This is a genomic window from Evansella sp. AB-P1, assembly GCF_029688925.1.
GTDB lineage: Bacteria > Bacillota > Bacilli > Bacillales > Salisediminibacteriaceae > Evansella.
In genome coordinates, this window is sequence record NZ_JARUKY010000011.1 from 17,046 (window position 1) to 31,905 (window position 14,860).

Here is a 14,860-nt window from a genome sequence, read left to right on the forward strand (position 1 = left end):
CTCTTAAAAAATATATATATTAACGGAGATAGTGTAGTAGAAATTACACTACTTACACATTCCTGTTAAGTATTACCGTCTTAAACTAGTATTCGAAGAACTTCTGTAATACTAATGGTTTGTTCTGATATTACATGAAGGTTCTCCTTTCTTAATGCTACTTCTGTTAGTTCTATTTGCTCTGTCATAACTTCCCAATAACCTCCATTGATGTTTACGTTTATTACACCAGGAAGGTTTCGTATTTTTTCTTCAGAACCTGAAATCCATAATCTTTTAAATTTTTGTATGAGATGATCTTTTTCATATTGTCCAGTTACGGTACCTCTTTTCATACAAACAATATAATCAGCTAATTGTTTTACTTCTTCAGGTATATGTGTTGCAAAGAGAATAGATCTATTTGGGTCTTCATCCATATAGGATACTAGTTCTTTGGTGATTAGTTCCTGACTTTCTAAATCGACTCCTGATAATGGTTCATCTAATATAAGTAGCTTTGTAGAATGAGACAATGCCAAAAGTATAAGTCCTTTCTTTTGCATTCCAACAGAAAGTGTTTCAAATTTCTTGTTTTTTGGCAGGTTAAATGCTTCTATTAATCGATTAAAAGTATCTTTACTCCAATTTTTATACCCTATTTGATAGAGTTCTCCTAATTGTTTTAGACTAAATTGTTCATAGCCAATTGCAGTTTGAGGCACATAGCCAATATCCTTCTTCCATTCATTTTCTGAATATAGTTGATCGAATCTATGAATCACACCCTTATCAGGAAAGACCTTTCCAGTAAGAATACGAATGAGAGTACTTTTCCCTGCTCCGTTATTTCCAACTAATGCAGTAATCGTACCGGGATCTATTTGAAATGTTAGAGGTCCTATATGAACTTGTTTATCCATTCTCTTTTCTATGCCTTGCAAAGAAATCACTTTCATTTTCCCTCCTTCAAAATAGTTGAAAATAACTGCACAAGCTCTTCATCTGAGTATTGATAACTTTTCCCTAAATTAGCAGCCCTTGATAATGCGTCAATAACAGCTTTTTCCTTCTGTTCATGTTGTTTATTCATATTTATCTCAGCAACGTATGTTCCTTTTCCTTGAAGTGTATTTATATATCCTTGATGTTCAAGATTTTGATAGGCCCGACGTGTTGTAATTACACTACATGACAAAGAGGTAGCTAATTTACGAATGGATGGAAGCGGGTTCCCAGCTGGTAATATACCACTAATAATTAGTGTTTTCACTTGTGATTCAATTTGATCATAAATAGGAACACGACTATTTTCGTCAATTTCTATTGGAAGTAAATCAGACATGAGTATCCACCTGCTTTTACATTGACATCATTCCTCATCTCCCAATAAGTCCAAAAGCAATTTTTTCTATTTAAATCTAAGTTTAATTTTGATACATTCACAGTTGCACCTTCTTTCTATGCATGATAATCTGCCTTTTTATGTTGTTGAAGAATGTATCTCCCTGTTAATATTACAGAGATTATTGTGAGTATAATTATCATAATCGGAAAAAGTATAGGATAGTTTATTACACCATTAAGGATGAATGGAAAAATAAAATCACCAGTGATTAATCGAAAAACAAGGCTACTAAAAAATAAAAGAATGATAAAAAAGATCATACCTAAATAATACATTGTTTTAGACATATGGGAACCTGTCTCTGAAGCTGTTACAAAAGCAGAAAGAAATATTGCGAAACATACCCAAACGATAGAGAAAGAGAAAAAGTTTGGAAAAAATCTATCGGCAATATCAGATGGAAGAACATTACCTAAAAGAACAAGGAAAACGATGCTTGAAAGTACTCCATATAGAATACTTGTAGTCAATCTACTGATAACCAAAGTTATGTGTTGTATAGGAAACTGTCTAATTATAAGTTGAATTGGCGCTATATAAAGGTTTCCTTTTAGTTGTCTAACTGAAAATGAATAGAAACGAAATAAAAAACATGAGGTACAAAGGCCAACTAAAAATATAAAATCAATTCCCATACCTCGTGGATCTTCTATTAAATATCCTGGTAGGATGTCCGCAAACAACATAGCAATTAAGAGAGCAATCGCAATGTTAAACAAATAATAAATTACAGGTGTATTTTTAAATTCAAAAATAATAAGACGTCTACATTGATTCCAATTCATTCATTTCCTCCTTTGTTATTACTGTTCACATCAGTTTTAAAACAAAATAATTCCTACCACTTGAACGTTAGGTGAATCATTTACTGTTATGGTGTTTATATCTATATACACACTAACACAATGATTTGTAATAATTCAACAAGAATTTTCATTATATTGGTAAAATATTTCGGGGAAGAAACTTGCTAATGTAGAACTCAAATGAACAATTGAGGGGAGAGGGGGGACTGATTGGTTTGTTTATTTATTTTGCTTAGCAATTTTCAGGGTAGACCGCCCATGCAAGTGGAGATTTGCACCATGGGGGATGAAAATACTCATCTGAAGGTTCATCCGTTACTGACGAATCTATTACGCCTAAGGTCAGCCCACGACCTGTGGGCAACGGCGTAATCCTGCCATCCTCCAATTACGCCTAAGTACGGCCTACGTCCTGTAGGCAACGGCGTAATGTCGCCATCCTAGCTCCGGGCAATGCCTCAGCCTCCACACTATACATTTTGTATACTGCTAAAGTACATTGTCCTGTCTCTGCCTCTGCAAGTGTGCTCTGATGTTATATGCGTCGAGACAACAAAGAGTTTATTTGTGATGAAGATGCTCGTCATTGGAGTCACCGCATTCACCGCTGAACTAACACTTAATTTTGACATCAGCTAATTTTAAGGAAGTTTGAATGCTATTATTGACTTCTGGTGATTATCATGGTATATTTACTTAATCAAAGTTAAACTAAACTATAATTCACATGTTAAAAAGGGTTATCAGTATGACATTGGTTACTCCTTTTAATATGTGAATTTTTTTATTTTAGTCAAAGGCATATCCATTATGTTATGTATTTGTATAATTTCATAAAATAAAAACTAATGATGTTAATGAAAAGTTGTAGTCGTCGAGTTATAGTTGACGTATTTTTAATATTAGTAATCTTCGTTTTTTATATAAGGAAGTAAAGTTTTAACCCTTCAAGTACTCCTCATATTTCTTCGTATTTTACTCATCATTCTTTTCCATTCCTAATATATTAATTCAATTCTCACTGGATCGGTCATTGGAACCGTAAGAATAAAAGAGAGGTAGGGCTTTTGTTGTTTTGTTTATTAGAAATTAGGCTATACATTGTTGTTTTTAGGAGGCTCTTTTATCGATATCAATTAAATCTGACGTTGTAGTGAGATCATAAAAGGAAGATGCCAATTTAACTCCTTTACCTTAAGTAAAAAAGGAGTTTAGATATGCTTTATAACAATAGAAAGCTTTGAATAAAAAAGAGAGGTGTCCCTAAATTTTAGAGACACCTTTTTTCTATACTGCATTATTTTTCTTTTCATCCTCATGTTTAAAATAGGCTATCGTCTTATTTAAACCATCCTGAAGAGATATCTTAGGATACCAATCTAGATTCATCCTTGCCAAACTAATGTCTGGCATTCTTTTTTTTGGATCATCTTCTGGTAGCTTTTCGTATATGATTCCGGATGAAGAATCCGTTAAGCTTACAATAGTTTCTGCAATCTCAGTAATTGTATTTTCAGTAGGGTTACCTATATTCACTGGACCAACCAGTTCATTCTTTTCCATCATAGCAACCATACCTAAAATCATGTCATCTACATAACAAAAGGATCGTGTTTGTAATCCATCGCCATATATTGTAATGGGCTTTCCTGAAAGGGCTTGAACAATAAAGTTGCTAATAACTCGACCATCATTCGGACTCATAAATGGTCCATACGTATTGAAAATTCTTACAACACGAATCTCTACATTGTACTGACGATAATAATCAAAACATAAGGTTTCAGCACATCGCTTCCCCTCGTCATAGCAGCTTCTAATTCCAATCGGATTTACATTTCCCCAATAATCTTCTAGTTGCGGATGTATCATTGGATCCCCATAAACCTCTGAAGTAGAAGCCTGTAAAATTCTTGCTTTTTTCTTCTTCGCAAGTTCAAGAACGTGATTCATTCCAATAACATTTGTTTGTAACGTTTTAACAGGGTCAATTTGATATTGAATGGGACTAGCAGGACTAGCAAGATTGTATATTTCATCAATAGGATCATCGATATGAAATTCCTTTGTTATATCATGTTTGACAAGAGAAAATCGTGGATGATTTAATAAGTTTTTAATATTGTTATAACTCCCAGTAGAAAAATTATCTAGACAAAAAATCTGATGTCCCACATTTATTAAATAACGACAAAGGTGACTACCAAGAAAACCAGCTCCACCTGTAATAAGTATCTTTTTCATATACATGTAAAACTCCCTCAAATACATTTCCAATCTTAATACACTATAAAGTATTTTAATGTAAATATGGTAGGAATAAAAGTTTTTTATTATACTATAGTAAAATATATTTATTCATTTTCTATTTTACTAGAAAATGAGTAAATACTGCTAGATATGTGTGACAATTCTTTTGTAGTGGGGAAATTGATGGAGAATTTGTAGAAATCTACGAAAACTAAATAGTGGATAGGAGTTTTTACGTGATAGAATCGTATATAAATGATCATATAAAAGTATTAGAGCAAATAAGAGATTATAATGAAAAGGAAATACAAGGTATTGTATCATTATTTTTACATACTATTTACAACAATAATCGCATTTATTTTATAGGTAATGGAGGAAGCGCTGCAGATAGTCAACATTTAGCTGCTGAGTTTTCTGGCAAGCACCTTTCAAAAAAACCTTTATCTGCAGTTGCATTGACTTCAGATACCTCTGTTATTACTGCCATAAGTAATGACTATTCATTTGAAGATGTATTTGCAATTCAGATTGAAGCACATGTAAATAGAAATGACCTTGTTATTGCTTTATCTACATCAGGTGATAGCTTAAATATTGTGAATGGGGTTAAAATGGCAAGAGAATTGGGAGCTAAAGTAGTGGGTTTAACAGGAATGAATGGTGGGCGGCTTGCACCACTTTGTGACAACACCATAATTGTTCCATCCAATCATATTGGACACATTCAAGAATCACATATTATCATTGGTCACCTCATTTATGAATTAGTTTGTAAGGAGCTTTTAAATGAAGCATGATTTAAATAAAATAATACAAATATTGGAAGAGGATTTGTCCAACAAACGTATATTGGTTGTTGGTGATATTATGTTGGATCAATATTTCATTGGTCAGGTTAATCGAATTTCTCCTGAAGCTCCTGTTCCTATTGTTAATTGTAATCAAGAGGAAAATCGATTAGGTGGGGCGGCAAATGTGGCTTTAAACTTAAAGAAATTGGGCTGTAATGTTACAGTTATAGGTTTAATTGGCCAAGATGACAATGGGAAAACTATTGAAAAGCTTCTTTTGGATGAAGAGATTGATCATCTCTTAATTGAACATGACTTGCCAACAACGACAAAAAAACGTATTATTGCTAATCAACAGCAAATTGTGAGAGTAGATATTGAAGAAATTACTACACTTAATGTGGAAGTGCAGGATCAAATCATAGATTCTGTCATATCTCAGCTAAAAGAAACGGAATTAGTCATTATCTCTGACTATGGAAAATCAGTATGTTCAGAGAGAGTTTGTAATTATACTATTAAAGAGTCTAATCGACAGGGAATACCAGTAATTGTTGATCCGAAAGGACCTCATTGGAAAAAGTATTCTGGCGCTAAATATATAACACCAAATATGAAAGAATTAGAGGATGCTTGGGGACAAACTATAAATAATGATCATGAAAGCATCACACCTGTATGTATCCAACTTAAGAGTAAGTACAACATTGATAACATTGCAGTAACGCGATCTGAGCATGGAATTAGTTTCTTTAGTCATACAAATTCGGATCATTATCCAACAGAAGAAAAAGAAGTTTACGATGTATCTGGAGCAGGAGACACAATTGTAGCTACCCTAACATTTGCATTATTGAATGAATTGGAAATAGAGGATGCAATTTATTTAGCAAACCTCGCTGCTGGGACTGTAATTGAAAAACTAGGAACGTATCCAATTATAAAGGATGAACTACTTCTACATCTTCAATCCGTAGACAAGGGTCTTAGAAGTAAGATACATTCAAAAATTGTAGATAATGAAGAATTAACAGAATTATTAGTTCAGTGGAGGGAAGCTGGAGATGAAATTGTTTTTACAAACGGATGTTTCGATTTAATCCACCACGGTCATATTACATATTTAGAACAGGCTAGGAAATATGGTGATAAATTAATAGTTGGCCTTAATTCCGATGAATCAGTAAAAGTGTTAAAAGGAGCATCTCGTCCTATTATTAAAGAACAGGATCGAGCATTAATGCTTGCCTCCTTCTCCTTTATTGACGCAGTGATTATTTTTGAGGATATGACACCAGCAAATTTAATCAAATTGGTTAAACCAGATCTCCTAGTAAAAGGAGGAGACTATACGGTGGATACTATTGTAGGTGCAGAACATTCAAAAAGGGTAAAAATAATCCCCTTTATAGATGGTTATTCCACAACTAATTTAATTAATCACATACAAAGCCTAGGTTCGAAGAGTAATGTTTAATAAGAGGTGGGAAGTTGAACCTATTTATGGACATCGAAAATTACCTGTATATTTATTAATTGAAACAGGATTTAACAACAAGGGAGCATCCATTGAAATAGAAAAAGAGATACAGCCTCTTCTTCAGAGCTTGGGAGATGATACCCAAGGAAATGATTCTGTATCACTGAATGTTTTGACCTTCTCTGAAAATACGTTGATAAATCATCTAAAATACTATTCAGATGTATTGGAAGAAAGTAATGGAGTAGGGAATCTTTTCACTTATCTAAAACAAGACATGGAAACAAACATATGTAGCCGGACGAAAGGTGATAGGAAAGGTGACTGGCTTCCCATCGTTATCATCCTTACATTCACCCCTTATTCACAAAAAATAATAAAGGATATCGAACAGGTATGGAAATCCTCCAGCAAGGATATTACACCTAGCATCCTTTTAATAGGTAATTATTTTAATAAAATGAACAAAGATAATGACTTTTGTTTATCTCCATCCTTAATGATAAACATTGAACAAGGTGCCTATGCTATTCATCAGTTTTTCACCTATCTTTCTGTGGCACTAATTAAAGCAGTTAAACCAGGTAGTGTTCGTGATTATCCAGCAAGTTCCTTTCGGAAAACCATATGTCAATTTTCGTCATTGAGTATAGTAGAAGAATAACAGAGTGAAGAGAAAGGATATGTATGTCTTTATTAAGGTTAGAAAAAAACGATAATGATCAGCTAACAAAAGACTTAATTGTAGGTGATCGACAATTTCATTTAGAAGGGTCAGAAGGGGTAATTTATTTCAGTGAAGATAATCAATTTGCTGTAAAAATTTATCGCAGTTGTTCTGATAAACGAAAAGAAGAAATTCGAACATTAATAAAACTAGCTAAAAATGTTCAACGAAAAAGTTTGTTATGGCCAATTGCTATTGCAAAAACAATGAATGGTGAACCGTGCTTTGGTATCGTAATGAAAAAAGCACCAAAACATGTAGTTCCATTAGGTGATCTCGTTTTCTCTCCACTCGAAGCAACTATTCGATTTAAACAAGGTTGGAAATGGCAAGATTTTTTTACAATTGCTTTAAATCTTGCTAGAGAGGTTCATTCCCTTCATCAGGAAGGCTTCATTCATTCGGATCTTCATTTTAATAATATTCTTGTTGATCTTTCCACATTGGAAGTTTACATTATTGATTTAGATAGTGTAGGCTATAAAAATCTGATTAAAGCATTCCCAAAGGGACTTTGGGGGTTCAAGGCACCTGAAATTATATTAAAAAATAATCCTACAATATTTTCTGATCTCTATAGTTTAGGAATTATTATTCTTTGGACAATATTATTTAGAAACGTCATGTTGCCTCAAATGTGTCATGACAATAAAAGTCAATTAAATGATTATACTATTGCATACACAGAGAAAGCTAGTTTTAGTGAAAACGAAAAAAATAAAGTAAACTGGCATGAAAAAATAGGGAAACCTCTTTACTATAAAGGGGCATTATCATACCGTAGCTTACCTAAACCTCTTCAGCAGTTAACGGAACAAACCTTTATAGATGGAGTATTTTCACCAATAAAACGAACAACTACTGAAGAGTGGATAAAAGGACTAGAGAAAGTTATGCCACTTTTTATTCCGTGTCATGACAGTGACTGTCAGCAGACAATTTTTTCATTATCCTTATTAAATTATAATAGTGAAATCTGCCCTTTTTGCGGGTGTAAAATTCAATCAAATTAGGTGAGACAATGACAACTTGTATACAAGGTCAATACGATAAGCATGATTTTCCACTTCAACACTTTACATTGAATACCATCTCAGAACCACTCTTACACGTTTTAAGCTCACTTATCCTTTCACACGATGGGTGGGCATTGAAAGGGGGAGTTGCCACATCTATTTATGTAGAAGATCATTTAAGGGAAGTAACGGATTTAGATATATTAATACATAAAGACAATATAAAGAAAAATGTCCTTGATATTATAAAGAACTCTTCTAATTGTAGTCATGTTTTTGAAGAATCCTATCGTAGCGGGAGAATGCGTTATACTGCCTTTTTCCCTGTACAAAAATCCTTTGTTAAAACAGAATGGATTTTAACAGAAGAATTACCTAGTGTAGAACATAAAGATTGGCCAATTAATGAAACAATTTACACTCTTCCATGTATTTCTCGCCAGTCCCTTATCGGTGAGAAGATTTTTAAAATTGCCCATTCGGAAACGAACAGTAATTATAAAAAGAAGTTTTGGAAGCATTTGAATGATGTAGTTCAATTACTACCCTCCATAGAGAGTTTTTCAAAGGAGATTGACCATTCATTACTTCCATCTATGCTCCGTATATGTAAGATGCATATGCAAGAAAAAGATTATTCAATTTTTGTAGCACAAGTAAAGGAGAAGGACACTAATGACAGCTTATAGAAAAGAACTGGATATCTTACTTTCCATGTGTGCATCCTTACATGAAAAATCAACCTCTCCAAAATTGATAAATAAGGAACAATTTCCTCCAATTTTTACTTTTGAAGGGTTAGCTGGTTCTGGTAAATCAACACAGATTAAGCTTGTGACGGAAAAATTAGAACAGGAGTATGGAAAACCAGCCTACCTTGAGGTTCCGAATCATTCAGGTGTTGCAAAGGTACTACGAACACTATATCAAGATCAGAAAAATTATACAAAACTCCAAGAGGAAGTTCCGTGGTTAAATCCTTTATTCGTAATGGTAGACTTATATACGAAGCTGCAACAAATTACGGAGGAAGGGTACAATTATATTTTCATGTCTAGAGGTCTATTTTCAACGTTATATTACAATTTGGAGGCTTTCGAAAGGGCAGGTAATACTCCGAAAGAAGCCTGGGACGAAATCTATTTTCTTTGCACGGAATTCATTCGACCTAAAGCTACGATCTTTCTGGACATTCCAATTGAGACTGCCTTGTTGAGGATTGAACAACGAAACAGACTTCCTAAAAGAGAAAGCGATACAGAAGAAGGGTTACAAAGATCATTAAAATCTTTTCAAATGATTTTTGAACAATTTTCTGGAGAAGTACCTATTCATTACGTAAGCGGTGTAGGAGCAGAAATGGATGTAACAAAGCGAATATGTAATGAGATTAAACCATATTTAAGAGGGATAAAATGAAAGTACTAATTTCACAGTTAAGGAGTTATGGAGACATTATCCGTACATTTCCAACTATAAGGGCCATTAGAAAAACATATCCAAATGCTTATATAGCCTTTACTTGTGTACCAGAAATGGAGCAAGCAGCAAAACTGTGTAATGAGTTGGATGAGGTCATTATCCAGCAAAGACTTTTAGCGCCAGAAGACCATGTTGGACATACAAGGTTAGTTGATACATCCCCTTTAGAAGGGGCATTAGCTACTGTAAAAGAAGTAGAGTTTGACTATTATATTGATTTTCACGGAATATTTCAAACTGCACTGTTCGGATTGATGGCTAACATTCCAAACCGCATTGGGCCAGGAAAAGGTGCCGGAAAGGATGGTTCCTATTTATTTTATAACCATCATTATACTGGAGAGTGGAAAAGGATCCATCGAATGAAGAGACATGTTGAAGTGGCTAAAACTGTCTTTCCCACTATTCAATTAGAAAGATCAATGGGGAAGTTTTCTTCCGATAGAGAAAAACCTCTACTTATCATAGCCCCAGGCACAAGTGAAATTGGAATCTATAAACGATGGCCAATAGAGTACTATAAACCATTAATTCAAGCGATTATTCAAGACTTTCGTGTCAATATTCAAATTGTTTGTTCTTCCGCTGAAAAAGAAATAGGAGAAAAAATCATTCAATCTATATCGAACGATAATTGTACCCTTGTAGAATGCAAGAGCTTCGAACACGCCTACGAAGTGATACAAAAAGGTCATGCTTTTATAGGATGTGATTCAGCTTATACACATATTGCAACAGTTGAAGGGATTCCATCCTTTATGCTGTTAGGACCAACTCCACCTTCGGAAAATGCACCGTGGGAGTATGTTGATAACAGCTATGCTTATCTTGATCTCGACTGTAGTCCGTGTAATCTGTGGGATAAAGCCTGTCCACACCACGTCCAGTGTATGTCAAAATTATTACCAGAAAAGGTTTATAAAGAAGTATTTACATTTTTAAATAAATTAAATTGGGATGGATGTCAGCATGAGTAAGCTATGTTTAGTAACGTTTCATATACATTCAGAAAGTTTTACAGAAGCTTTTTCAGAGCTTACGAGGAAATTAGATGAAAGCTTTGAACAATTGGAGGTCGCTGTATTTGTTGATGAAGTACAAGAGCATAATATTAACATGCCTATTAAACAAATCAAAATGCCACAAACTACGAAATATAAACGAATTTTATCCTTATTAGACGAATCAGATGCAGATTATTTTTTATTTATTGATAATGATATTAAGGGTGATATTCCTAAGACGATCCGTTTTATTAAGAAAACGATGGAGAAGGGGTCAGACATTGCTTGGGGAAAAATAATGGCACAAAAACATAAAGGAATAACGAGTAAAATGGTAGCTGTAGATAAATTATTATCTCATAATGTCCTTCGTCCTTTATTATGGAAAATGAAACTAGGAGTTACTGTTCCAGGGCAGTGCTTTATGATTAAGGCATCTTCTTTTCGTAATAAAATAGATAAGTTCGATACTTTTTTAGATGATATATCCTTTGGACTACATGTACAACTTAATCACATGTCTGTTCATATGGATCCACATGTTTTAGGATATGAAGAACCAAATGCAAAGCTCAAAAACTTATTTAAGCAACGGAAACGTTGGGCCCATGGATTTACTTCTATTTTTTCAACTAATAGGAAAAATAAAAAGGGGAGATTTCTCCTTTCTATCCATACTCTGTCATATCACTTGTCTTGGATTCCTTTTTGGGCTACCTTTGCACTTATAGGAATAAACAGCCTTACCTTCGCCATTCTATTTTTAGTTATAAGCATTGTATTATTATGTAGAAAGCAATTATCACTAGTACCAGCAGCCTTATTGTATTCAATCGTTTTTCCAGTTTTACATATACATTGGTTTAGACATGTAGTGTCGTTTTATTTCAAACAGCTTAAGGGGGACTTCACATGGAAATAAATGAAACAATCGTAAAAGGGCATATATTATCAAAGGGTGTTGTTTTTACAAATAAGGCAGTAAATTATGCCATTGAATCAAATGCAAAGGGGCAGAATTTAGTATATAACGCACCGAAAAACTATGAAAATGGTCGACCTCAGGAGTTATTTATTCGTGGTTTAGATGGATATGAGGTAGTGGCTTCCTGTGTTGCACCGAATGTAAAGGAACAGGCAGTTGTTATTGATCATAACGGAGAAAAACTGGTGGCTATAATCGATAATAACATCATAGAAAATATCTCATTAGAATATGTTCCAGAGCCTAGCTACTATTCTATGAAAACCTCAAAGGGAACACCATTAAAACGTCTCGTCAGTGCCTGTGGACTTGATGAATTAAATATTTGGCCATGGCATGATTGTGCTATTTCGAACAAATGTAAGTTTTGCGGTGTAAATACCATTTTACATGAGTCAGATTCAGATGATTTATTTACTTCCCTATCCATTAGTCGTAAACCTGAGAAGTGGGATCAATTTCGAGACTATTATTTAGAGGATTTAACGGAAGCTGTAAAAATGGCTATGGACGACCCGTGCTATGATGAGCATTTACATTTAATTTTGATCTCAGGTAACTTAACAAACGATCAATTAGATTTACAGGCTAACATTTTTAGTGATATTGCAAATACATTGCAAAAAGCGGTAGGAGATAAGGCTACTGAGGGTGTTGTTTCTGTCATGATGCCACCGAAGGACCCTGCACTATTACAAAAAATGAAGGACTCTGGCGTTGATATTGTTGTATTTAATTTAGAGGTAGCACAGAACCCATATTTTGAAGAAATATGTCCTGGTAAAGCAAAAATTGGACGAGATTTTATTATAGAAAGACTAGAACAGTCGGTTGAAATATTTGGTAGAGATAAAGTTTGGTGTAATTTTGTTTTTGGTTTAGAACCAATTGATGGATTACTAGAGATGTGTGAATATTTAGCATCAAAAGGAATAACACCTGGAGCCAATATTTTACACCTTGATCAAGGGAGTGTCCTAAAAAACACCCCGCCTACAGTAGAGGAGATCATTTATTTTTATAGTAAATTAGCAGACTTGTATAAAAAATACGATTTAAACCCGTATTATTGTCAAAAAGCGTTACGTACTGGATTAGCCAACGAAGCTTTTGCTGGTCGACTTGCCGCAGCAACCGTAGGAAACCAAGGAAGGTAGAAGAGTCATGACACATAAACCAACCTATATTATTGGAACTCACAGTGGTCATGATGCTTCCGCTTGTTTACTAAAAGACAATGAATTGCTTTACGCAATAACAAAAGAACGTCTTACTAGAAAAAAACACGATTCTGGAGAACCTACAGAGTGCATTAACTATTTATTAGATGCTGCCCAACTAAAAAAAGAAGAGATCGATTTAGTCATACGAACGAATTGGTTCGATAGTACGGAGTTGAACGATAAATATTATGAAAATTTTCCAAAGGTAATCAGTTCTAGACGCCATCATGAATTTCATGCTTGGAATACAACCACTGTATTAAAAGATACGCCAACATTGATTCTTATTACTGATGGTAGAGGATGCAGACCTGAGGATTTAGAGGATGATTCAAACATAATTCCTACCGATAGTCATCTACAACAATTCGAAGTAGAATCCGTTTACTTGTATGATGGAGAAAAAATGTCGTGCTTAGAGAAACGATGGGGCACATATGAGAAAAATAAGTATAGCTGGGGTTCTCATATAGTCAGCCTTGGCTATGCTTATGCAGCAGTTAGTAAAACGATTTTTGGTTCTTCTAACGCGGCTGGAAAGGTAATGGCATTAGCGGCTTTAGGAGCTAAAAATCACACAATTCCTTCCCCCTTAATCTATCATGAAGATTTCTTTGAGATCAATGAGGAGTGGTTACATTTTATTGAAGCACAGTCAAAGCCAATTCAATGGGATTCCGCTACTGCAAAAGACTTAGCTTTTAGCATCCAGAAAGCCCTTGAAGAATATTTGACCTTCAGAGTTAAACAATTAATTGAAAAGTATGGTGTACGTTCGATCAGTCTAGGGGGAGGCGTTGCTTTAAATTGTAAAGCAAACGGACTATTAGCTAAGCTTGATGGTGTACAGAATGTTTCTGTTTTTAACGCTAGCGGGGATGATGGTTTGTCCTTAGGAGCTGCCATTTGGGCAAAGCACGTGTTGTATAAAAATAAAGAAACTCTTCAATGGAATGTCGGTACTGGTCGATCCTATACCATTGAGGAAAGTGGAACAAGCTTAGGTATTCATTTCGGAGAAGTAATTGCAAAGCTATTAGTAGAAAATAAATTGGTTGGATTGTTCAATGGTGGGTCAGAGTTTGGCCCACGAGCCTTAGGTAATCGTAGTATTCTAGCTTCCCCTCTGGATGCTAACATGAAAGATTATCTTAATCAAGAAGTGAAGGAAAGAGAAACTTTTCGACCCTTTGGTTGCGCTATTCTTAAGAAGGATCTCGAAAGTGTAACAGATGATCCCCTTGCAAGTATACACATGCTTTCGGCTTTCCATATAAAAGAACATTGGAAGGAAAAGTATCCGGCTATCCTTCATGTAGATGATACAACACGAATTCAAGTGATTGAAGACGAAACATCCCCGTTTGGAAAAATATTAGCTGCCTTTACAGCACAAACAGGATGTCCATTCTTAATCAACACTTCCTTTAACGGTAGAGGAGAGCCTATCGTAGAAACAGTAGAAGACGCCACTCGTTGCGCAGAAAACATTGGATTGGATTACGTAGTGATAGAAAAAGAGCTTATGAAAGTTAGCAAAGTATAGTTAAGGAACATTAGACAAGAAAAATAATAAATCAGCCTGTTAACGAAGTTGCTAAAGATTTTTATCATGGTGTTTAACTTGAATTTAACCTTTTTTTTGTAACATGATTATAGAAAAAAGCATGCATGCTCCTTTGCGTAGCATGTTTTTTTCTATTTTC

General features: G+C 34.4%; 14 protein-coding genes. 10 read left to right on the forward strand and 4 right to left on the reverse strand.

The genetic code is table 11. The features are described 5' to 3' along the window. Positions 1-80: 80 nt before the first annotated feature. The 4 genes from QA612_RS12690 to QA612_RS12705 all read right to left on the reverse strand — a co-directional run bounded on the left by QA612_RS12690 (position 81) and on the right by QA612_RS12705 (position 4,437). Positions 81-938: an ATP-binding cassette domain-containing protein gene (locus QA612_RS12690; protein ID WP_278284184.1), complete on the reverse strand. Its 858-nt coding sequence runs from the start codon at positions 936-938 to the stop codon at positions 81-83. Then, positions 935-1,324: a GntR family transcriptional regulator gene (locus QA612_RS12695; RefSeq protein WP_278284185.1), complete on the reverse strand. Its 390-nt coding sequence runs from the start codon at positions 1,322-1,324 to the stop codon at positions 935-937. Before QA612_RS12695 ends, QA612_RS12690 begins: the two co-directional genes overlap by 4 nt. A gap of 116 nt (positions 1,325-1,440) precedes the next feature. Continuing rightward, entirely contained in the window at positions 1,441-2,172 is a 732-nt protein-coding gene (locus QA612_RS12700) for a hypothetical protein (protein ID WP_278284186.1), read from the reverse strand. 1,308 nt (positions 2,173-3,480) lie between these two features. Further along, complete coding sequence (locus tag QA612_RS12705; RefSeq protein WP_278284187.1) at positions 3,481-4,437, reverse strand: UDP-glucuronic acid decarboxylase family protein; 957 nt, start codon at positions 4,435-4,437, stop codon at positions 3,481-3,483. A gap of 242 nt (positions 4,438-4,679) precedes the next feature. Here QA612_RS12705 and QA612_RS12710 point away from each other — a divergent pair, with 242 nt between their 5' ends. The 10 genes from QA612_RS12710 to QA612_RS12755 are packed head-to-tail and all read left to right on the forward strand — an operon-like array spanning position 4,680 to position 14,700. Beyond that, positions 4,680-5,243 (forward strand): D-sedoheptulose-7-phosphate isomerase, encoded by a 564-nt coding sequence (locus tag QA612_RS12710; RefSeq protein WP_278284188.1) that lies wholly within the window; start codon positions 4,680-4,682, stop codon positions 5,241-5,243. Further along, the gene (gene rfaE1, locus QA612_RS12715) at positions 5,233-6,714 is read left to right on the forward strand and encodes a D-glycero-beta-D-manno-heptose-7-phosphate kinase (protein ID WP_278284189.1); all 1,482 of its coding nucleotides are present in this window, start codon (positions 5,233-5,235) and stop codon (positions 6,712-6,714) included. The genes QA612_RS12710 and rfaE1 overlap by 11 nt, the downstream gene beginning before the upstream one ends. Beyond that, the gene (locus QA612_RS12720; RefSeq protein ID WP_278284190.1) at positions 6,707-7,381 is read left to right on the forward strand and encodes a vWA domain-containing protein; all 675 of its coding nucleotides are present in this window, start codon (positions 6,707-6,709) and stop codon (positions 7,379-7,381) included. The genes rfaE1 and QA612_RS12720 overlap by 8 nt, the downstream gene beginning before the upstream one ends. 23 nt (positions 7,382-7,404) lie before the next feature. Next, positions 7,405-8,457: a protein kinase domain-containing protein gene (locus QA612_RS12725; protein WP_278284191.1), complete on the forward strand. Its 1,053-nt coding sequence runs from the start codon at positions 7,405-7,407 to the stop codon at positions 8,455-8,457. Between the two features lie 8 nt (positions 8,458-8,465). Beyond that, on the forward strand, positions 8,466-9,149 hold the full coding sequence (locus QA612_RS12730) for a nucleotidyl transferase AbiEii/AbiGii toxin family protein (RefSeq protein ID WP_278284192.1): 684 nt from the start codon (positions 8,466-8,468) through the stop codon (positions 9,147-9,149). Next, positions 9,136-9,879 carry a deoxynucleoside kinase gene (locus QA612_RS12735; protein WP_278284193.1) on the forward strand — a complete coding sequence of 248 codons (744 nt, stop codon included), beginning with the start codon at positions 9,136-9,138 and terminating at the stop codon, positions 9,877-9,879. The genes QA612_RS12730 and QA612_RS12735 overlap by 14 nt, the downstream gene beginning before the upstream one ends. After that, positions 9,876-10,919, forward strand: a complete 1,044-nt coding sequence (locus QA612_RS12740; protein ID WP_278284194.1) for a glycosyltransferase family 9 protein — start codon at positions 9,876-9,878, stop codon at positions 10,917-10,919. Before QA612_RS12735 ends, QA612_RS12740 begins: the two co-directional genes overlap by 4 nt. Beyond that, positions 10,912-11,868, forward strand: coding sequence for a glycosyltransferase family 2 protein (locus QA612_RS12745; RefSeq protein WP_278284195.1), 957 nt, complete (start codon positions 10,912-10,914; stop codon positions 11,866-11,868). Before QA612_RS12740 ends, QA612_RS12745 begins: the two co-directional genes overlap by 8 nt. Next, the gene (locus QA612_RS12750; RefSeq protein ID WP_278284196.1) at positions 11,859-13,088 is read left to right on the forward strand and encodes a radical SAM protein; all 1,230 of its coding nucleotides are present in this window, start codon (positions 11,859-11,861) and stop codon (positions 13,086-13,088) included. Before QA612_RS12745 ends, QA612_RS12750 begins: the two co-directional genes overlap by 10 nt. A gap of 7 nt (positions 13,089-13,095) precedes the next feature. Continuing rightward, positions 13,096-14,700 carry a carbamoyltransferase C-terminal domain-containing protein gene (locus QA612_RS12755; RefSeq protein WP_278284197.1) on the forward strand — a complete coding sequence of 535 codons (1,605 nt, stop codon included), beginning with the start codon at positions 13,096-13,098 and terminating at the stop codon, positions 14,698-14,700. Positions 14,701-14,860: the final 160 nt, after the last annotated feature.